Here is an 18658-nt window from a genome sequence, read left to right on the forward strand (position 1 = left end):
TCAACCTATTTCACTCATTGGATGTGCCCGCAAGGAGGGGCTATGTCTGTCTTGATCAGTCTCGAGGATCGCCGGATTTCGGCGGAAGTCCTCACCGAACGCGCCAACCAGGATGCGCGGTGGGGTGAACAGAACCATCCCGATGGCACGGGTCCGGCGTGGGCGCGTGACGAATTCGGCGGGTTGGGAGGCAAACTCACTGCCACCGAGTACGCCGATCTGATGCGCTGGTATTGCGCGACGGCCGCTGCGGCTGATCGTGTCACCTTCCGGCACATCCTGATCGAAGAGATCGCCGAAGCGTTCGCCGAGGATGACCCGATCGCGTTGCGGATGGAGCTGATCCAGGTTGCCGCGGTCGCTCAAGCCTGGGTCGCCAAGCTCGATCGCGAACTGCGAACAGGGGTCGCGTGATGGTTGAGGACCTTTTTATCCGGCCGATGCTCGCGGGAGTGCTCATGGTCGCCGCGCTGGTTGTTTTGCCTCTTGCACTGCTGCTGACCGTGGGCCGTGAACCGGCCGCGCCGATTCCGTCTCCTGCCCCGCGTCCGGATGGCTGCGTGATGTTCTGCGACACAACGACTTTCGATGGGGGTGAGCGGTGATGTCGCTGGCACCGATTCTGTTGTCGACCGGTTTCACGATGAGCGTGACCGCGGCGATTGTCCGCTCCTGTGTGGCGGTGCGCCGTCCGGCTGAGTTGACCCATGAACAGATCGTCGCTTCGGCTCCTGCGGAGTTGCGGCCGGCGGTGTTCGTGCTCGCTGATCCGAGGCAAACCTGCCGGATGCTCGAAGCGCTCGGTTTGGGCTCGATCGATGGCGGGTTCCCGCCGTTGGAGTCCTACGACTACGCCCCACACGGAATTGATGTCGAGTTTCTGATGCTGGCTGGTCAGTCTCGTAAGGACTGGGCCAACGACAAGACCTTGGATGCGTTCGCTCATGTTCTCGGTGTGCCGAAGGTGACAGCGCTGTCGCCTGCTCCGGGTTGGATTCGCTTGCAGCTGAGGGTGTTCGACACACTCTCGGCACCGACAACGATGTCGGGGGGCCACAACGGCGTGGACCTGCAAGCGGTCCCGGTCGGCATCACCGAAGACGGCGATATCGGCACCATCCCGATCCTGGGCACACACGGCTTGTGCGCGGGCGCTACCGGCTCCGGTAAGGGCAGTGTCGCCTACTCGATCCTCGCCGGTGTGGCTCCGGCCATCCGCGAGGGTCTGGTGGATGTGTGGTGCATCGACCCCAAAGGCGGTGTCGAGTTCGGTCCCGCCGCGGACTTGTTCGTCCGCTTCGCCTACAAGACCGTCGAAGACATCCTCGCCTTGTTGAAAGAGGCGGTCGGCGTGATGCAGGAACGGCAAGCCAACCTGCACTCCGCTGGTCTGCGCAAGCACATCCCGACCAGGGAAGAGCCACTCATCTTGATTCTGCTGGATGAGGCGGCGGCACTGTCGGCCTACGCGGATCGTGACACTCGGGTCAAATTCGAGGAACTCCTCGGCCTGCTCCTCACCCAGGCTCGCGCTACGGCGATGAGTGTGTGGGCATTCGTTCAGGATCCGTCCAAGGAGAACATGCCGCAACGGCAACTGTTCCCGATTCGGATCGCCTTGCGCCTGGATGAACCGAATCAGGTCGGCATGGTGTTCGGCTCCGGCGCCCGTGACCGCGGGGCTCGTGCCGATGAGATCTCCGATGCCACACCGGGTGTCGGCTACATCGAACAAGACGGCTCCACCGCCTTGACTCGCATCCGCTTCTACTGGGTCTCCGACGACACGATCTCTGATCTCGTGCGGGCATATGCGCCACGCCACGAAATCATTGCGACCGAAATCGATAGCACTCCAACCGATCTCACCGATTTCGATCCTGATGACCTCGGTGATGAAGGTCCGGTGGCGGCATGAAAACCGGATTCATCCAAGAGGTGCATGTGGTCATCTACTGCGACCGGTGCGGAGATGTCTACTCCGAGCACGGCAACGTCTCGATCTGCTTCGAGTCGGTCAATCAGGCCGTGCACTACCTCAATACCCGGTCGGCTGGCGTCGGCTGGCTCTACGACGGCGACAAGGTCTTGTGTGACGGCTGCCTGGCTGCTCAGCACTGCGAAGACCACGGCCACACCTTTCCCGACTCCCGGCAGACCGTCACACAGCTGCCGGGCGTGCCTACCCGTTCTCGCACCTGCGAGGTGTGCGGGGTTCCCGAAATCGAGGTTCTGCCATGAGAAACCACGTCAACCGCGGCAACGACCGTGACGAGCTCGACGCCGTCGTGGATATCCGTTCCCGCCGGCGCTGCCACTTGGAGCGCTCGGGCCTGGATCCGATCGGTATCGCGGTGCGTCTGCTCGTCGAGACCGGCGACGCTCCCGGTTGGGATTGCGGTGTCGATGACGACGGAGGTTGGGCGGCATGAGCGGGTACTGGAAGCCGAGTCATGGTGTCGATTTCCATCGGGTCGGTGTCGTCGTGGACGAGGGGCGTATCCGGGAACGCTGCGAGGTGTTCGCCCAGTTCAGCGAGAAAGCTGATCAGGTGCAGCTGACCTTTCACCGGGAAGCCGGATTCAAGGCGGTCGCGCACCTGATCATGACCGTCGATGACGCTGTCGCGGTCCTCAGGGTGCTGCAAGGCGCGATCGATGACGCTGTGACCGTCAAAGGTGAACAGCCACAACCCCTTTCAGCGGTCAATGTTCGCAATGATCGGACGGTGGCGTGATGTTGACCGTGACCGATCTATTCTGTGGCGCCGGTGGTTCCAGCTCGGGTGCTGCGGAGGTGCCCGGTGTGGTGGTCCGGATGGCCGCGAATCATTGGCGGCTGGCGGTGGAAACCCACAACACCAACCATCCCGGCACCGACCATGCGTGTGCTGACCTGTCGCAAGTCGCCCCTCAGTTGTTCCCACGCACCGATGTGTTGTGGGCCTCGCCCTCGTGCACCAATCACAGTGTGGCTCGGGGACGTCGCCGCAATATCGACTCCACGCCGGATCTGTTCGGCGAAGTCTTGCCGAATGAGGCGGCCGAGCGGTCGCGGGCAACGATGTGGGATGTGGTGCGCTTCGCCGAACACCACGCCTATCGCGCGATCATCGTGGAGAACGTCGTTGATGCCGCGAAGTGGGTGATGTGGCCCGCGTGGCTGCAAGCCCTGGAGCTGCTGGGCTACCGCTACCACGTCGTCTACCTCAACTCGATGCACGCCCAAGCCGCCGGTGCCCCGGCGCCACAGTCACGGGACAGGCTCTATGTGGTGTGTTGGCGCACTGGTGACCGTGCCCCGGACCTGGAGCGCTGGACCCGCCCGAGGGCCTGGTGTGTGGCCTGTGATCGGGAGATAACCGCGGTGCAGGGCTGGAAGAATCCGCGCCGCCGGTGGGGACGCTACCGCGCTCAATACACCTGGCGCTGCCCGTCGGTGTCGTGCCGTAACTCCATCGTGGAACCACCATGGCTACCAGCCGCCACGGCTATCGATTGGAGCCTGCGGGGTGAACGGATCGGGGATCGGCGCAAACCGTTGGCGGACAAGACGATGCAGCGCATCCAAGCCGGTTTGGCGAAGTTCGCTGACGACCCGTCGCTGGTGTTGTTCCGCTCCGGTCGTGCCCGCAATATCGCGGTGTCGGACACCTTGGCCACGGTGGTGGCCAACGGCTCCAATCATGGGTTGCTCGTCCCGTGTGGCGGGACCTGGCGCGAGCAGGCGGTCACCACCGAGGAGCCGATGTCGACTCGCACCACCCGGGAGACAGACGGTTTGCTCATCCCCGTCGAGGGACGTGTGGGGGTCTATGCCCGCCGCACAGTCGACCCGATACGCACGATGACGACCCGCAGCGAAACGGCGTTGCTGGTGCCCTACTACGGCAACGGCACCGCCCGCACCGCGCAGGAACCGCACGGCACCGCTACCACCCGGGATCGGTACGCCCTGGTGGTGCCCTTGCGTAACCACAACACCGCGAAATCGGTCCACGAGCCCCTCGACACTGTCGCTGCCGCTGGTACCCACCACGGACTCACCATTCCCGCGCCGGCGGTGCAGGACTGCGAGTTCCGGATGCTCGAGCCCTCCGAGATCGCCCGCGCGATGGCCTTCGACCAGCAATACGTGATCCTGGGTAACCGTCGCGAACAGGTCCGCCAAGCCGGAAACGCTGTCACCCCACCAGCAGCCCGTGACCTGGTATCCGCGGTCGCGGAAGCTCTCGGCCACGAAGTGACGGTGGCGGCATGAGTGGCAACGAACCGAAGTCGCTGTCGGATGCGATCGATGTAGTGATCGAGCAGATGCGTCGTGACGGCGTGCCGTGGCTGCAACCCGGTGCCGAACTCGAAGACGAAGCCCCGCAAGTCAATCCGATCGTGCGCGCTGCCGCCGACCAAGTCACCAAGGGCAAGCGGCACCACCGCAAGAACCTGCATGAGCCGTGCACGGGCCAGCTGGGCCTGTTCGATGTGAAAGGCCAAGACCATGACCACAACGACCGGTAACCGCAACAAGCGTGACCCGCTCGACCTGATCGGGCTCGCGATCCTGAACACGGTGTGGTGGGCGTTCATCGCTGCCGGTGTCGGACTGTGGTGGGCGGTGTTGTTCCCGATGATCTCGGTCCCGCTCGCGGTCGCGGTCGTTGTTGGGGTGTTGGTGGGTTGGCCGGTGGGTGTCGTGGTGGTCGGGGTGTTCGCCGCGGGGATCATGCTGTGGCGGCGTAGTCGTCCGGAGATGTTCGAGCGGTGGGTATCCCGGCGGGCACGCACCCGGTTCCTGACCTGGTTCCGCTATCGGCGCCGGTGGGCTCGCCTCACCCACGCCTGCCACCTGAGCATCTCCCGGGAGGACTGGACTCTCGTCCCGAAGCTGGTGTCGGTCGAGATCGGCGACTCGGTGGATCGGCTGCGGGTGCGGATGCTGGAAGGCCATTGCCCCGCCGACTTCGAAAACCGGGTCGAACACCTGGCTCATGCCTTCGGCGCGCAGGAATGCCGCGCCGTGATTGTCGGTCCTGGAACCGTGGAATTGGTTATGCGACAGGCTGATTCGATGGCTGAGCCGATCGCGCTGCCGGATCGCTGGGGAAAGGATGCTGCCTGATGACGACCGATACCGCGGTACCGTCCGAACCTGCCCGTGAGACAGCCGCTGAGCGACGGGCCATGCCGAACCTGTTCGATATCGCCGAAGCAGCGGCCGAGAAGTGGGGTGCGTGCAAGCGGCCGATCCCGATGCGCGCGTTCAACCCTGACACCGGTGAGTCGAAATACGTTGCCGCGGCGTGTAAGTCAACCCGTGCGTCGGATTGCCCCGCCTGTGCGGCGAAGGCCTATGCCCTGCGGTTCACCCAATGCCAGGAAGGCTGGCATATGGAAACCGAACCGGTCAACGACCGCCGTCCTCCGACCGAGCACCAGCAAGCCGTGCTGACCGCTCGCGCCGATTTCCTGGCCAAATACAAAGCAGCCCGCGAATCCGATGATGAGGACGCCGCGCAGGGCTTCCGCAACGTCATCGATGACCTGGACCGAGAACTACGCGAGTCGGGCCTACAGGGCAGGATTGCCGGTATCGACGCCACGGCGAAACCTCGCCGGTCCCGTTCGACCAAGCGGCGCCAGGACATGCCTAACCTGCCACGCAAGAAGGTGGACAAGGCCACGATCGGTCGCCAGTTCGCCGGTAAGCATCGCCCTTCGACGTTCGAGACGCTGACGTTGCCCTCCTACGGCCGCTGCCACCGTGATGGCGCGGTGAACCGCAAGGGTGAGGTCTGCGGGGACGGTTCGCCGATCAACCCGGATACCTACGACTACCGGCGTGCGGCACGCGATGCGATGTTCTTCCCACAGTTGTGGGATCGCCACGCCCAGAACTGGCGGCGCTCGGCTGGCCGTGATGTGCAGTACTTCGCGGTGGTGGAACCTCAGCGTCGTGGTGCCCCGCACATCCATATCGCCGCGCGTGGCACCGATCCGCATGAGCTGTTGAATCAGATCGTTGCCGCGACCTATCACCAGGTGTGGTGGCCACACTTCGACCACGAGGTCTACACCGACGACCGGATGCCGGTCTGGGACTACACCGCCGGCCGTTTCGTGGATCCGGACCAGGTCGACCCGGATACCGGGAAACCGGTGCCGCTGCCTACCTTCGATGAAGCATTAGCCCGCATGAAGGAGATGGACGACCAGCAACCCGCGCACGTCATCCGCTGGGGCGTGCAAACCGACCACAAGGACATCGGCGACGATGACGGCGCGGCCCTCGATGCCGACGGGGAGCATGGTCCGGTGCGTCCGGGCAAGGCCAAGGGTGTGCTTGCCGGTGAGGATGCCCGGAAGTTGATCGGCTACCTGACCAAGTACCTCACCAAGTCCATCGGTGAAGTGCTCGACGCTCCGAACGAACGCACCCGGCGTCACTACGAACGTTTGCACCATGAGTTGCAGCGCACCCCGTGCTCACCCACGTGTGCGGTGTGGCTGCGCTACGGCATCGCCCCGAAAAACGCGAACGCCAAGACTCAGCCGGGTCGCTGCAAGGGCAAAGCTCACCGCCGAGACACCCTCGGCCTGCGCGGTCGGCGGGTGTTGGTGTCGCGTCGGTGGAGCAACAAGACCCTGCCCGACCACAAGGCTGATCGCATCGAATTCGTTCGGCAAGTCCTCGCCGCGGTCGGCATCGCCAAATCAGAACAAGCCAGCAAATGGGTTGTGCGCCTGACCGAACCCACCGATCCGGATGTGCCGTCGCGTGAACAGCTGATCATGTCCGCGGTCGCTCAACGCTCGATCTGGCAACCCGAATACCTGGCTGCGAAGGCCCTGATAACGGACCCACCAGGGACGCAAGAACTTTCGGCAATCCAGGAAGCGGCATAGGAAACGGGGTGGCAGCGATGAGAGTTCGAGCGGAGTTCGTGAGTCATCACCAGCGGTGGGCGACTACTGAAGAGGCGGCCGAGATCGTGCGTTGTCATCCGGAGGTCCTTCGGCGGTGGAATCGTGAAGGCTCTGCGCCTTTTGCGTTGCCTAAGCCGAAACGTCGTGGACGCCAGTTCATTTGGGATGTGCAGGCGTTGAACGAAGCTATGGAGTCGATTCCGGCTGACGGTGAGTGCGAGTAGGCATCATGGCGAGAACGGGGCGGCCTGCTCGTGAGCTGGGTGTGCCGGGCGTGGTGAGGCTGACCGAGTTACGCCCTGGGCATTGGGAGGCTGATACGTGGGTTCGGGATCGTAGTGGGCGCCGGCGGCGGGTGAATCGTGTGTCTCCGGACCGTTTCGACAGTCGAGGACGACGCGTTCCGGATAAGGATGGAAGTCGTGCAGCGGCAGCGGTTCGTGCTGCCGCATCGGCTCTTGCGCCTGATACGGGCAGTGGTGAGATAACCGCTCGCACGACGGTAGCGGAGCTGTGGAAGGCATACAGGGCTTACCTGGTGAAGAAGGGCCGTGCTGATAACACCTTGCGCCTGTATGACCGGTGGGCGGGCATGCTGGTTGCTGAGTATGGGTTTCGCCGTATCGGGCCGGAGGAGTTCACGACGGGCACAGCGGAATCGTTCCTGGAATGGGTTGCGGCGAACCATGGCCGCGGCTCGATGCTGAATGCGCGGTCGATGTTGTCGGGAATGTTCCGGTTCGCTGTGCGTCGCGGTCCATTGAGCGTGAACCCGGTGCGGGAAGCCGAGATTCCGGAGAATGTAGCGGCCAAGGGTCGTACGGGTGGCGCCGCGTATATCGAGATCGAAGACCTGTGCTTCATCCTGGCGTCGGTGTATTGGTCGACTGTGCCGTGCCCGCGCAAGCTGACGAAGGCTGAGCAGAAGCGCGGAATCCGCTCCTACACACCGCCGACCGTGGCGGAGTACTGCGATGGTGCTGACCTGGCGGACCTGATCGCGATCATGGGTGCGGTCGGTCAGCGCCCGAGTCAGGTCCTGGGCTTTGCGTGGCCGTTCTACGACCGTAAGCGGCGCACCATTCAGACAATCGGCAAAGTGATTCGCGTGCCCGGCAAAGGGTTGGTGCGAGTGGTCAAGGACAACGACCCGAAGAATCCGCAGGGCACGATCGCGCTTCCGGAGTTCGCTGTCGAGATACTCGATCGGCGCTGGGAGCAAATGCAGCTGCGCAAGCGTGAGAATCCGCCGCCGGATGACTACGACGTGGATTTGATCTTTCCGTCGTTTGAGTGGACGTTGCGCGATCCGGTGAATGTCAGTCACCAGTGGCAGCGGGTTCGTGAGGCGTTGGGGCTTCCCGACGATGTCAGCCCGTACGCGTTCCGGAAATTGGTTGCCGTTCTCCTCGACGATGAAGGGCTTTCCGCCAGGGTGACCGCTGATGTGCTGCAGCACGCTGATCCGGCAATGACCCAGCGCAAATACATGGCGCGCGGGCGAGTGCACCATGGTGCAGCCGCGGTCATACATAATGCGGTGATGAGCGGCCTGGGTCACAATGAGCAAGATCAGGACGCGGAAGGACCGATCCCGACTTTTGGGAGACTTTCTGGCGAGTTTCCAGGTCTGGATACGACTACGGCCCCTAACCGTCCGCGTTGATGCGCTGGTCAGAGGCCGTTTTCGGCTCCCCCATCTGGACTCGAACCAGAAACCTGCCGATTAACAGTCGGCTGCTCTGCCAATTGAGCTATAGGGGACTATCCTTTGGCTCGTCCGTACTGGGCGGGCCGAGGTGAAACTTTAGCGTATCCGCGCTCGCCTTCCCAAATCGCGTCTCTACCTGGAGACATGCGGGGGCTTCGGCGTGTCTGGGGGGTGGCGCGCGGTGGGGGTGGATCCGGATCGACAGGCGTACCGGGCGTCGGGCAGGATGGTAGCCGCGCACAGGCACTTTGGGAGGAGCTCTACGAGATGCTGCGGTTGATCATCGGCATTGCGGCCGGATACGTGCTCGGCACGAAGGCCGGGCGGGGTCGCTATGAACAGATCAGTGCGGCGACCCGCGCGGTGACCGGGAGCCCGGTGACTCGCAAGCTGGTTCTCTTCGGGCGACAGAAGCTGTCGGACAAGCTCAGCACCCAGGCGAAGTTGGAGCCGATGGTGCCGCTGGATGAGCGGACCACGGTTCTGGTGCCGCAGGATCAGCTGCGCCGCTGAATTTGCGGCGTGAGCAGCGCTGTCACGGGCCAGGTTCCAATCAGTCGCCCCCCCAACCCGGATCGCGGCCGTTCTTGTCCGTACTCCGTTGGTGTCGCCCGCATAGCCACTACTCCGGGTACGCCAAAGGGTCTACACGTAGGTTCGGGCCAGTTGAAGACCGCCTGAAACCGCCAGCCAGCACACCGCCGACGTGCAGCTCAGGCCGGGGCGAAGTCGTCGTGGTTCCCCATCGCCTGGGTGAGCAAACTCTTGCGGTACTGCTCCAGCGCCACGAGATCGCCGAACAGCGCCATATACGCCTCGGGTTGTTCGGTCGATGACACCCGCTGCAGTTTCGACTTCAGCTCCGCGATCTGGCGGCCGACCCAGGCCTCCTGTACGCGAGCCAGCACCCCGGTAACGAACCGCGGAATGTCATTGGCCGACTTCACCGGCATCTGCTCACCCGACAGCTCGGAGACCAGCGCACGCATGGTCAGATCATCGGTCCCGTCCGACACAGCGCTGACCCATTCCGCGCCGCTGAGCCCCGATGCCGTGCCACCAGCCTCTGCGATCATGGCGCGAACGGCGGCGTAAGCCGGATGCGTGAAGGCCTCGGTCTCGATCGAATCGAAAACCGCACCCGCCATCGCCGGATACTGCAGCGCCGCACCGAGCGCTTGCCGTTGCGGCAGCAGCGTCGGGTCGTTCGGGTTCGGACGCGCGGCGGGATGTTCGGCGACGACCGCGCGGGTCTGTGCCGCGCCGGCCGCCGGGCCGCGGCCGCCCGGACTCCCACCGTTGCGATTGCGCTTGGCTTCCTCACCGACCCGCCGCACCACGGTCTGGATATCGTCCCAGCCGACCCAGCCCGCGAGCTTGGTCGCGTACGCCTTGCGCAGCGCGTTGTCCTTGATCTGCGCCACCACCGGCACGGCGCGGCGCAGCGCCTCGACCTGCCCCTCGGCGGTGTCCAGGTTGTGGTCGGCGAGCAGGCCGCGAATCACGAACTCATACAACGGGGTTCGCCGGGCAACCAGATCGCGCACGGCGCCGTCGCCGGAGCGCTGGCGCAGTTCGCATGGGTCCTGGCCGTCGGGCGCGATGGCGATGTAGGTTTGCCCGGCCAACTTCTGGTCGCCCGCAAAGGCTTTCACTGCCGCGGCTTGGCCGGCCGCGTCACCGTCGAAGGTGTAGATGATTTCGCCGCGCCAGAAGTTGTCGTCCATGAGCAGTCGGCGCAACAGGGCGAGATGTTCGTCACCGAAGGCGGTGCCGCAGGAGGCGACGGCGGTTTTCACCCCGGCCAGGTGCATGGCCATGACGTCGGTGTAGCCCTCGACCACCACCGCCTGGTGGCCCTTGGCGATCTCGCGCTTGGCGTGGTCCAGGCCGAAGAGCACCTGAGACTTCTTGTACAGCAAGGTTTCCGGCGTATTGATGTATTTGCCGGGCATGGTGTCGTCGTCGAAGAGCTTGCGCGCACCGAAGCCGATGACGTCACCGCCGAGATTGCGGATCGGCCACAGCAGCCGCCGGTGGAAGCGGTCGATCGGGCCGCGCTGACCCTGGCGCGAGAGCCCGGCTGCCTCGAGCTCTTTGAAGTCGAAGCCCTTGCGCAGCAGATGCTTCGTGAGCGTGTCCCAGCCCGCGGGGGCGTAGCCGCAGCCGAATTGCTGGGCGGCATTGCCGTCGAAGTTGCGGTCGGTCAAATATTTGCGCGCCACCTCGGCGTCGGGCTCGCGCAGTTTGGCCATGTAGAACTCGTGTGCGGCGGCATTGGCGGCGACCAACCTGGCCCTGGTGCCGCGGTCGCGCTGCACCGAGGTGCCGCCGCCCTCGTAGTTGATCTGGTAGCCGATCCGATCGGCGAGCTGCTCGACCGCCTCGACGAAGCCGACGTGCTCGACCTTCTGCAGGAAGGCGAACACGTCACCGCCCTCGCCGCAGCCGAAGCAGTGGTACAGGCCGTGGTTGGGCCGCACATGGAACGACGGCGACTTCTCGTCGTGGAACGGGCACAGGCCCTTCATGGAGTCCGCACCCGCGCGCTTCAGCGCGACGTACTCCCCCACCACATCTTCGATCCGGACGCGTTCGCGTATTGCCGCGATATCGCGATCTGGGAGTCGTCCGGCCACGGCGGCCAGTCTAGGCTAGTCCGGCCTCGACGCGCCCAGCGGCTGGTCACGCGTCTACTCGCTCCAGTCGACTCTCGGTATAGGACGCGATCTGGTCGACGATTACCCGGACTCGCGCGGTGTCGTCGGTCGCCGCGTGCCACCACGGGAGCAGCAGCGGGTCCAGCCCGTTTGGTGCCGTCGCCAGCAGTCGGGTCGCGACCGCCTGTATCCGCTCGCGCTGCACGGCCTGACGCTGCTTGTGCACGAGATCGGACATCACGTAGCGCAGGGCGACGGTTTTGAGCATCGCTACCTCGGCGGCGACGATCGGCGGAACCTCTAGATCCGCGGCATACCGGGACAGCACCGCGCGCCCGGCGACCTTCCGCGTGGCCATGATCGCAGCCGTGGCGAACCGGCCGACAAGTTCACTCGTGAGGCGCTTCAACGCGACCGAACTGGCGAGGGTGCCGTCGTAGCAGGCGGCTTCGGCCACCACCGGCAGTTCGGAGAGGCGCTGGGCGGCACCGATCAGGTCGTCCACCGAAAGCGTCGGGTGCTGGCCGTGCCCGAGTTCGGCTAGTGCCGCCTGTTCGGACGGATCGGCCAGGGCCCGCAATTCGATGCGCCCGGCGATTACGCCGTCCTCCACATCGTGCACCGAGTACGCGACATCGTCGGACCAGTCCATGATCTGGCATTCCAGGCTCTTGCGGCGATCCGGCGCATCCTTGCGCACCCATTCGAGCCGATCCAGATCGATATCGTAGGCGCCGAACTTGGTGCCCGAACCTGTTCTGCCCCAAGGGTATTTGATGGCGGCGTCGAGTGCGGCGCGGGTGAGGTTCAAGCCCGCGCTCGTGCCGTCCGCATCCAGAACCTTCGGTTCCAGCCGGGTGAGGATGCGTAGATTCTGCGCATTGCCCTCGAATCCGCCGTACGCGTCGGCGAAGATGTCGAGGGCCTTCTCGCCATTGTGGCCGTAGGGCGGATGGCCGATATCGTGCGCCAGTCCGGCCAGGTCGACCAGATCCGGATCACAGCCGAGACCGTCGGCGATACTGCGCCCGATCTGGGCCACTTCGATCGAATGGGTCAAGCGTGTGCGCGGGGTGTCCCCGTCACGCGGCCCCATGACCTGGGTTTTGTCGGCGAGTCTGCGCAGGGCCGCGGAATGCAGCACGCGGGCCCGGTCGCGGGCGAATTCGGTGCGGTGGCCGGTTTCGAATTCACTGCGCGGCGGGCCGAGTCCGGCGGTCTTGGCTCCCTCCACCACCATTCGCTCGCGGTCGTGCTCGCTATACATCGAATCTCACTGCCCCGCTGAGTATTTGAAGTCGGACGAGAAGTGCGTGAGCTGATACCAGAGCAAAGCGCCTGTCTCCCTCGCGATTCCGTGCGCCTGCGACTCCCTGGTGTAGACGGCGGGGCCGGTCCTGGTCGGCGCGGTCCAGGCTTCGAGTCCGGCGTCGCGGGCCATGGTTCTGGTGCGCAGCGAATGCCACGGATCGCTGACCAGCACCGCCGAGGACATCTCGCGGGCACTCATGGCGGTCGCGACGGCCTCGATGCTGCGCAGGGTGTCCGAACCTGTTTCCACCGCGAGGATCCGGTCGCTCGGTATGCCGCGCTCCTCCAGATAGTTCTTGCCGGAGGCGGCCTCGGTGTACAGATCGCCCTCCTGCTTGCCGCCCACGGTGATCACCCTCGGTGCGACACCGGCCTTGAACAGTTTGTAGGCCTGGTCCAATCGCGCCTCGAACACCGTCGACGGGGTGCCCGAGTATTGTGCGGCGCCGAGTACCACGATCGCGTCGGCCTTGGTGTAGTCGTCGATTCGCGCGACCTGCCAGACCCGGAATGCCGTGCCGCCGACCAGCACCGCCCCCATCACGATCGCGCCCACGACCAGCCGTCGCGCCCAGCGCACCAGCCCGCCTCCGACGCTGCGGGATGCGCCGGATCCGGGAGCCGAGGCCAGGGTCGCCGAATTCATCTCACCAAGTTTGCCAGGTCACCCTCGACGAGAACGTAACCGACGCATATCGATCCGCCCACACTTACCTTTCGGTTAGTACTTAACTTATTAGTCAGTACTTGTCGATAGCACAGCGGGTATCGAGAATGAATTCCGGCGCCGAACCAGCATCTCGATACTTTGAGGAGTGGATACATGACGACATCCGTGACGGTCCTCGGACTCGGCGCGATGGGACAGGCGCTGGCCGCGGCGTTCGTACGGGCCGGACATCCGACGACAGTCTGGAACCGCAGTGCCGGTCGGGACATGGAACTCGTTGCGGCAGGCGCGAAATCGGCGCAGACCGTGGCCGAGGCGGTGACCGCGAGCGATCTCGTGGTGGCCTGCCTCTTGGACCATCGATCCGTGCACGCGGTACTCGACCCGGTGACCGATATCCTGGCCGGCCGCGCATTGGTCAACTTGACCAGCACCGAGCCGCGCGGATCGCGTGAACTGGCCGAATGGGCCGCGAACCGCGGCATCGACTTCCTCGACGGCGGCATCATGGCCGTCCCGCCGATGATCGGCCTGCCTGGCTCGTCCGTGCTCTACAGCGGCTCCCGCGAGCTCTTCGACAACCATCGCGCAACCCTCGAATTACTCGGCAGCGCAGAGTATTTCGGCGCGGATGCCGGGCAGGCCGCACTGGTCGACTTCGCCCTGCTCGCCGGAATGTACGCCATGTTCGCGGGTTTCTATCACGGTGCCGCCATGGTTCGCACGATCGGCATGTCGGCCGAGGACTTCGGCCAACGCGCGTCCGGCTGGATCGCCGCGATGACCGGATCACTTCCGAGGGCCGGAGCCACCATCGACTCCGGCGATTACTCGAAACCGTTCCAGCCCTTGGATTTCACCAAGGCCGCCGTGGACGCCATCGTGTCGGCCAGCCGCGATGCGGGCGTGGACCTGGACATCGTCGGCGCGATCAAGAATCTCGTCGATCGCCAGGTCGCCGGCGGCCACGGTGCGGACAGCAGCGAGCGGATATTCGAAAGCCTCAATCCGCGCGCCGCATGAGACCTACCAGCCGCGTTCGCGCCATTCGTCGAGGTGCGGGCGTTCGACGCCGAGCGTGGTGTCATCACCGTGACCCGGATAGACGACGGCGTCATCCGGGTAGCGATCGAAGAGCTTGGTGGTGACGTCGGTGTAGAGGGAGTTGAAATCTTCCGGATTGGTGGTGCGGCCGACTCCGCCCGGGAAAAGGGAGTCGCCGGTGAACAGGTGCACGCCCGGACCGTCTACCAGGGCGAGGGCGACCGAGCCGGGAGTGTGTCCGCGCAGGTGGACGACCTCGAAGGCAAGGTCGCCGACCTCGATGAGATCGCCGTCGGCGAGTAATCGGTCGGGGCGCACCGGGAGCGGTTCGGCATCGAGTGGATGCGCGGCGGTCGGTGCACCGGTGGCGGCGGCGACCTTTTCCAGGGCCCACCAATGGTCCCGATGCTGATGGGTGGTGACGACCAGGGCGACGCGGCCCGGCGTCTCCTGGTTGACGAGTTCGATTATCCGGTCGGCTTCGTTGGCAGCGTCGATAAGCAGTGCCGCGCCGGTGGCGGTGCACTGCACTAGATAGCAGTTGTTGTCCATGCCACCGACGGACATTTTGATAACGCGGGCACCGGGGACGTCCCGCTGTTGCGGATTCGATCCAGGGGACACGTGACCGGTGTACGGCAGGTCGATCGTGATCACAGTTCGATGCTAGCCAGCTAGATTCATCCCATGCCGTTGATAGCGCCGATTCGTCGAATCCGCTGGTTCGCCGCGGTGGTCCTCAGCGTGGCGTTTCTGTGTGTCGCACCGGCCGGTGGCACGGCAGGCGCCGAGCCGCCGCTGCGGATGGGACCGTACGTCGTCGACTCGGCGCAGGTGCTCGATCGAGGACAACTCGATCGGGTGTCAGCGGCGGTCGACGATCTCTACGCCGATCAGCAGATGCGGCTCTGGGTCGTCTATGTGCACGATTTCAACGGGATGAGTCCGCAGGCGTGGGCCGATCGCACCGCGACCATGTCCGGATTCGGTGGGCGTGATCTGTTGCTCGCCGTCGCGACCGAGGATCGCGCCTATTGGTTCAAAGGCGAATTGCCCAGCAGTGTCAGCGATTCCGAGTTGGACAGCGTGTTGGCGCGCGATGTGGAGCCCGAGCTGCGCAACGCCCGGTGGGCCGACGCCGGGGTCGCGATGGCCGATGGGCTGGATTCGGCGATGCGCGATGGTGGGGTCAACCTACGGACGCTGCTGATCGTCGCCTTCCTGATTGTGCTGCTCGTCGTTGGGCTGGTGTTGTATTCGCGCAAGCGGCGCGCCGACCGCGGGCGGGCCGAGTTGGCGACAGCGCGGCGACTGGATCCCGATAATTCCACCGCGCTCGCGGCATTGTCACTGGATGCATTGCAGGACCGGTCGAAGGAGGTGCTGGTCGAGATCGACAATGCCGTGCAGACCAGTGCCGAGGAGTTGGCGTTGGCGACCGGTGAATTCGGCGATACCGCGGTCACCACGTTCAGCACCGCCTTGGCGAATGCGAAATCGGCTGCCGCCAAAGCATTCTCGATCAGACAGCAGCTCGATGACGATATTGCCGAGACACCGGATCAGCAGCGCAGCATGCTGGTCGATCTGATCGGCACGGTCGGGCGGGCCGATCGGGCACTCGACGCTCAGGTGGCCGAATTCGATGCGATGCGGGATCTGCTGATCAACGCGTCCGCTCGCTTGGACGGGCTGACAAGGGATTTGGTCGAATTGACCGGACGCACGCCGGGTTCGCAGACCGAACTCAGTCGGCTCACCACCGCGTATCCAGCCAGCGTGCTCGCACCGGTTCGAGACAACGTGACCATGGCGCGCGAACGAATCACCTTCGCGGAGCAGAACATCGACACGGGACGTACTGCTCTCACCCAGCCGGTCGGCAAACAGGGCGGTGCGGTCGCCGCGATCCGGGCCGCGGAAGGCGCGGTGGGACAGGCGCGCACGCTACTCGATGCCGTCGACAATGCGGCCACGAATATCCGGCAGGCGACCGATGGGCTGCCCGCGGTACTCGCCGAGTTGCGCGCGGATATCGCCACCGCGAAGGAGCTGTCGGGCTATGGCGGTGTCGATCTGCACGCCGCCATCACGGCGGCGGAAACGGCCCTGACCATCGCAACCGCCACCGCGACCAGCGACCCATTGGACGCCTTCCACGACGCCGTCGCGGCCGATAACGCGCTGGACCTGGCCAATGCCGCCGCCACCGACCGCAAGCTTGCCGCCGAGGATCTACAGCGCCGGCTCGACCGGGCGCTGATCGATGCCCGCGCCCGGATCGGCGCGGCAGCCGACTACATCAGCACCCGACGCGGCGGCATCGACGCACAGGCACGCACTCGCTTGTCCGAGGCACAGCGCAATCTCGATGCGGCACAACAGCTTTCCACTAGCGATTCGGCGCAGGCCCTGGTTAGCGCGCACACCGCCGCCGATCTGGGTGCTCGCGCATTGCAGGAGGCGCAGGCCAGCGTACGGGCCTGGGAGAGCAGCCAACCGCCATCGGGCACGGCGCAGGCTGGTGCGGTGCTCGGTGGAATTCTGATCGAGGGACTGCTGCGCGGCGCGGGCAGTGCCACCCGCCAACGCTCCAGCGGCTACACCCCCGGTTCATTCGGTGGTTCCAGCGGGTCCCGCCGCATCAGCCGGGGCGGCCGGTTCTGAGGATTGACCCTGACACCGTATCGCGCCGAGCCGACAGGCCGACACCACTACATACCTGTCGCGCGCGAAAAGCCGGCCGACGGACAGCCCGACGCCGGGACCGCCGTAGACCGGCAGCCGTCATGTTCAGTATCGGAGACTTCGCCAATCGGTGCGGATGCAGGAGCCCACCCACCTGACAGCCGCGGTCAGATTTTGATGGTGACGGTGTGGAAGCCGGTCGGGCCGGAGGGGAAAGGTGAGCGCGGGGTGCCGTCTTGGACTTCGCCGGAGCGGCTGATGGCGCGGGCCTGGATCGTGTGTTCGCCTGCGGGCAGGTCGACGGTGGTCCGCCAGCGCCGCCAGGCGGCAGAGTCGAGTTCGGTGCCGAGATCGACTGGGCGCCAATCGCCTCCGTCGATGCGCAGCTCTACGGACTCGACGCCGTGCGGCGGCGCCCAAGCCACCCCGGCGACGCTGGCAGCGGCACGGCCTGGCGTGGCAACGTCGATGCGGGCCTGCGGTGTCACCCAGATCGGATCCGTCGGCCAACCGCGCTTCCACCAGTAGTCGACGTGGCTGTCGTCGGTGAGTTCCAGTTCGGCAAGCCATTTCGCGCCCGTGTACTGGCCGTAGAGGCCGGGCACGAAGACCCGGGCGGGGAATCCGTGCTCCGCGGCGAGCGGCTCGCCGTTCACGCCGATCACCAGATATCCGGGCCACGCACCGGAGCGCAGCGGTTCCACCGGCAGTGAGATGGTGTAGCCGTCCACGGCCCTGGTCACCAGCCGGGTCGCACCGGTTTCGGGAATCGCGTGCTCGAGCAACTTGGCCAGTGGAACCCCGTACCAGCGGCCGTTGCTCGCGCGACGCTCACCGGGCCGATTGTGCACGCACACCATGACCGCATCGAATTCCACTGCGTCCGCGGCCAATTCGGCCAGCGACAGGCGCAACGGATGCGCGACCTTGCCGGTGACCGACAGCCGCCAGCGCGTCGGATCGATCCGCGGCGGACTCAGATTGACATCGGCGACATAGAAACTCCGGTTCGCGGTGATCAGCGACGACAGTCCGGGCTCGTCCTCCAACCCGTCCTGCGGCACCATCGAAATCCCGCCCAGCGGGCCGACCCGACGGATCGCATCACGCTGCCTGCGGTCGTAGTCATGTATCAGCGCCCGCGCCCCGGCCAGCAGTCCGGCACCGCCGCCCGCCCACAGCAGCGCGCCGAACAGCCCATGCGGGCTGCTGCGCAATCCGAGACCGAGCACACCCGCGGCCGCAGCCGCACCGGCGACGGTGGCGGGCGAACGGGTCGGTCGACGCAAGCCCAGAGCGGCCGCGGCGGCACCGAAAGCGGCGACCGCGGGTGTACGCGCCTGATCGGACAGCGCTGCGAGCCCGACGGCCGCGGCGACCGCACCGACCCCGACGCCGAGGCGCGTCACAGCCTTATCGTGCTTGCCGGACAGGGCGACGGTCGTCTCGACCACCGGCACCGGCGCGGTATCGGCCATGACCCGGCCGATGGCGTCGATCAGCGAATCACCGCGTGAGGCCGCGATCAACTCGCCGACGCCGAGCGCCCCGACACCGATCGCGGCGGCACCGAACGCACCACCGCGTTCTCTGTTGGTCCGCACCCTTCGAACACCCGCTTTCCTCGATCACAACGCCTTCGCTACGAACC

At 65.3% G+C, this 18658-nt stretch carries 19 protein-coding genes and 1 tRNA gene; 14 read left to right on the forward strand and 6 right to left on the reverse strand.

What is annotated here, in order from left to right:
* Positions 1-42 precede the first annotated feature (42 nt).
* The 11 genes from ACQPYR_RS34080 (at position 43) to ACQPYR_RS34130 (ending at position 8589) form a co-directional block, all read left to right on the forward strand.
* Positions 43-414, forward strand: coding sequence for a hypothetical protein (locus tag ACQPYR_RS34080; protein WP_433622954.1), 372 nt, complete (start codon positions 43-45; stop codon positions 412-414).
* The gene (locus tag ACQPYR_RS34085) at positions 414-605 is read left to right on the forward strand and encodes a hypothetical protein (RefSeq protein WP_433622955.1); all 192 of its coding nucleotides are present in this window, start codon (positions 414-416) and stop codon (positions 603-605) included. The genes ACQPYR_RS34080 and ACQPYR_RS34085 overlap by 1 nt, the downstream gene beginning before the upstream one ends.
* Positions 605-1918 (forward strand): FtsK/SpoIIIE domain-containing protein, encoded by a 1314-nt coding sequence (locus ACQPYR_RS34090; protein WP_433622957.1) that lies wholly within the window; start codon positions 605-607, stop codon positions 1916-1918. Before ACQPYR_RS34085 ends, ACQPYR_RS34090 begins: the two co-directional genes overlap by 1 nt.
* Entirely contained in the window at positions 1915-2241 is a 327-nt protein-coding gene (locus tag ACQPYR_RS34095; protein ID WP_433622958.1) for a hypothetical protein, read from the forward strand. The genes ACQPYR_RS34090 and ACQPYR_RS34095 overlap by 4 nt, the downstream gene beginning before the upstream one ends.
* Positions 2238-2432 carry a hypothetical protein gene (locus ACQPYR_RS34100; RefSeq protein WP_433622959.1) on the forward strand — a complete coding sequence of 65 codons (195 nt, stop codon included), beginning with the start codon at positions 2238-2240 and terminating at the stop codon, positions 2430-2432. Before ACQPYR_RS34095 ends, ACQPYR_RS34100 begins: the two co-directional genes overlap by 4 nt.
* Positions 2429-2737: a hypothetical protein gene (locus ACQPYR_RS34105; RefSeq protein WP_433622960.1), complete on the forward strand. Its 309-nt coding sequence runs from the start codon at positions 2429-2431 to the stop codon at positions 2735-2737. The genes ACQPYR_RS34100 and ACQPYR_RS34105 overlap by 4 nt, the downstream gene beginning before the upstream one ends.
* Positions 2737-4260: a DNA cytosine methyltransferase gene (locus ACQPYR_RS34110; RefSeq protein WP_433622961.1), complete on the forward strand. Its 1524-nt coding sequence runs from the start codon at positions 2737-2739 to the stop codon at positions 4258-4260. The genes ACQPYR_RS34105 and ACQPYR_RS34110 overlap by 1 nt, the downstream gene beginning before the upstream one ends.
* Entirely contained in the window at positions 4257-4517 is a 261-nt protein-coding gene (locus ACQPYR_RS34115) for a hypothetical protein (protein ID WP_433622962.1), read from the forward strand. The genes ACQPYR_RS34110 and ACQPYR_RS34115 overlap by 4 nt, the downstream gene beginning before the upstream one ends.
* A complete protein-coding gene (locus ACQPYR_RS34120; RefSeq protein ID WP_433622963.1) occupies positions 4498-5118 on the forward strand; it encodes a hypothetical protein in 621 nt (206 codons plus the stop codon). The genes ACQPYR_RS34115 and ACQPYR_RS34120 overlap by 20 nt, the downstream gene beginning before the upstream one ends.
* Complete coding sequence (locus ACQPYR_RS34125) at positions 5118-6902, forward strand: replication initiator (RefSeq protein WP_433622964.1); 1785 nt, start codon at positions 5118-5120, stop codon at positions 6900-6902. Before ACQPYR_RS34120 ends, ACQPYR_RS34125 begins: the two co-directional genes overlap by 1 nt.
* 559 nt (positions 6903-7461) lie before the next feature.
* Positions 7462-8589, forward strand: coding sequence for a site-specific integrase (locus ACQPYR_RS34130; protein WP_433622965.1), 1128 nt, complete (start codon positions 7462-7464; stop codon positions 8587-8589).
* A gap of 25 nt (positions 8590-8614) precedes the next feature.
* Here ACQPYR_RS34130 and ACQPYR_RS34135 read toward each other — a convergent pair.
* Positions 8615-8687: transfer RNA gene (locus ACQPYR_RS34135), tRNA-Asn, on the reverse strand.
* 214 nt (positions 8688-8901) lie between these two features.
* Between ACQPYR_RS34135 and ACQPYR_RS34140 the strand changes: the two genes are divergently transcribed.
* Positions 8902-9147 carry a hypothetical protein gene (locus ACQPYR_RS34140; RefSeq protein WP_040688111.1) on the forward strand — a complete coding sequence of 82 codons (246 nt, stop codon included), beginning with the start codon at positions 8902-8904 and terminating at the stop codon, positions 9145-9147.
* 200 nt (positions 9148-9347) lie between these two features.
* On the opposite strand, the gene dnaG is transcribed toward ACQPYR_RS34140, so the two are convergent.
* Genes dnaG through ACQPYR_RS34155 form a run of 3 tightly spaced genes read right to left on the reverse strand, consistent with a single transcriptional unit; the run spans position 9348 to position 13251 of the window.
* A complete protein-coding gene (gene dnaG / locus ACQPYR_RS34145) occupies positions 9348-11273 on the reverse strand; it encodes a DNA primase (protein ID WP_433622966.1) in 1926 nt (641 codons plus the stop codon).
* A gap of 46 nt (positions 11274-11319) precedes the next feature.
* A complete protein-coding gene (locus tag ACQPYR_RS34150; protein WP_433622967.1) occupies positions 11320-12561 on the reverse strand; it encodes a deoxyguanosinetriphosphate triphosphohydrolase in 1242 nt (413 codons plus the stop codon).
* A gap of 6 nt (positions 12562-12567) precedes the next feature.
* A complete protein-coding gene (locus tag ACQPYR_RS34155) occupies positions 12568-13251 on the reverse strand; it encodes a YdcF family protein (protein ID WP_433622968.1) in 684 nt (227 codons plus the stop codon).
* Positions 13252-13428: 177 nt separating this feature from the next.
* On the opposite strand from ACQPYR_RS34155, the gene ACQPYR_RS34160 reads away from it, so the two are divergent.
* The gene (locus ACQPYR_RS34160; protein ID WP_433622969.1) at positions 13429-14298 is read left to right on the forward strand and encodes an NAD(P)-dependent oxidoreductase; all 870 of its coding nucleotides are present in this window, start codon (positions 13429-13431) and stop codon (positions 14296-14298) included.
* A gap of 3 nt (positions 14299-14301) precedes the next feature.
* On the opposite strand, the gene ACQPYR_RS34165 is transcribed toward ACQPYR_RS34160, so the two are convergent.
* Positions 14302-14976, reverse strand: coding sequence for an MBL fold metallo-hydrolase (locus tag ACQPYR_RS34165; RefSeq protein ID WP_433622970.1), 675 nt, complete (start codon positions 14974-14976; stop codon positions 14302-14304).
* 30 nt (positions 14977-15006) lie between these two features.
* On the opposite strand from ACQPYR_RS34165, the gene ACQPYR_RS34170 reads away from it, so the two are divergent.
* Positions 15007-16986, forward strand: a complete 1980-nt coding sequence (locus ACQPYR_RS34170; RefSeq protein WP_433622971.1) for a TPM domain-containing protein — start codon at positions 15007-15009, stop codon at positions 16984-16986.
* 188 nt (positions 16987-17174) lie between these two features.
* Here the strand turns inward: ACQPYR_RS34170 and ACQPYR_RS34175 are convergent, their stop codons facing one another.
* Positions 17175-18611: a molybdopterin-dependent oxidoreductase gene (locus tag ACQPYR_RS34175; RefSeq protein ID WP_433622972.1), complete on the reverse strand. Its 1437-nt coding sequence runs from the start codon at positions 18609-18611 to the stop codon at positions 17175-17177.
* Between the last annotated feature and the right edge of the window lie 47 nt (positions 18612-18658).

Origin of the sequence: Nocardia sp. CA-120079, from assembly GCF_050955745.1 — a bacterium.
In the GTDB taxonomy this organism is placed as follows: Bacteria; Actinomycetota; Actinomycetes; order Mycobacteriales; family Mycobacteriaceae; genus Nocardia.